Annotated in this window: 2 protein-coding genes and 1 pseudogene; all 3 read left to right on the top strand. The window is 31.9% G+C overall.

Annotated elements, in window-relative coordinates; all coding sequences use genetic code 11:
- Window positions 1-8: 8 nt before the first annotated feature.
- Window positions 9-140 carry a DUF29 family protein gene (locus IQ226_RS24755; protein ID WP_370567235.1) on the top strand — a complete coding sequence of 44 codons (132 nt, stop codon included), beginning with the start codon at window positions 9-11 and terminating at the stop codon, window positions 138-140.
- Between the two features lie 238 nt (window positions 141-378).
- Window positions 379-531 (top strand): annotated as a pseudogene (locus tag IQ226_RS25525) (ATP-binding cassette domain-containing protein); the annotation flags it as partial.
- Window positions 532-620: 89 nt separating this feature from the next.
- The coding region (locus IQ226_RS24745; RefSeq protein ID WP_193899777.1) for a DUF2887 domain-containing protein at window positions 621-1,291 on the top strand (671 nt) is incomplete at its 3' end.

Here is a 1,291-nt window from a genome sequence, read left to right as displayed (position 1 = left end):
GTGCAAAAATCCTAGATAAGATCTACATTAAAGCTAGAAACAATGCTATTCGTAAATCTGAACTATCTCCAGCAATCTTCCCTGAAAATTGTGTTTATTCTTTAACAGAAATCCTCAATCCTGAATGGTTGCCATCATAAAAAGAATATTACTAATAAATTATGTCAGATACAGTTATTCGCGTTGAAAATCTAGGTAAAAAATATATTATTGGCCATCAGCAGCAGGAACGTTATACTTCCTTGCGAGATGTAATTACTAATAAGAGACTTCCAAATAAAAAAATGTCCCAAAACTGATGCAGAAATTCTCTCTCTGTGTACTCTGTGCCTCTGTGGTTCGTTTCTTAGGATAATTTATTTCTTGGAAGTCTCTAAAGTTAAATCTCTTGGTAGTTTAATTAATCCTCAATCTAAGAATGAAAATCCTGCTTTTGAGGAATTTTGGGCTTTAAAGGATGTATCTTTTGATATTAAACAAGGTGATAGAGTTGGGATTATTGGGCGCAATGGTGCGGGAAAATCAACACTATATTTTGTAAAAAAATAACCTCTAGTATAGATTTAAAGGAATTATGAACCTGCTTAGTTAAAAAAATATTGTGAAAATTAGTTATATAAATGAAAACAGATAAATTATTTTACAGAATTTTCTTAAATCAACCAGATTTAATAGCAGAATTAATTCCTGGTATTCCTAGTGATTGTGAATTTGAGTATAGCGCACCTGTACTCAAAGAAAAAGAAACTAGGTTAGATGGGTTATTAACACCGATTAGTAATAATTCTGATGTACCGCTAATATTTCTCGAAGCACAAATGCAGCGAGATACAAAATTTTATAATCGCTATTTTCGGGGAATATTTAGCTATATTGACCAATATGAAATTAGCGAAAATTGGCGCGGATTACTAATTTTACTGAATAAACGTTTGGAATTAGGTTCAGAACTTCCACACAGAAACTTACTGAATAGTCAAGTAGAAAGGTTATATCTAGAAGATTTATTACATCAAGATAATTTAAGTCCTAATTTAGCTCTACTAAGATTAATAGTAACGCCTAAAGACCAAGCAGGATTAGCAGCTAGGAAAATTTTAAACAGTGTCAGCACAGAAGCAGAATTTCAGCTAAAATTAGATTTAGTAGAGTCCATACTAGTCAACAAATTTACACAACTAACCCTAGAGGAGATTCAAAAAATGCTTAATCTCAAAGAGGCTGATATTACTCAAACCCGGTTTTATCAAGAGGTGTTAGAAATTGGTGAGAAAAAAGGTTTACAACAAGG

Origin of the sequence: Dolichospermum sp. LEGE 00240, from assembly GCF_015207875.1 — a bacterium.
Classification (GTDB): domain Bacteria; phylum Cyanobacteriota; class Cyanobacteriia; order Cyanobacteriales; family Nostocaceae; genus Dolichospermum; species Dolichospermum gracile.
The sequence above is the reverse complement of the archived record's forward strand: the minus strand, read 5'-3'. Positions and strand labels throughout refer to the sequence as shown.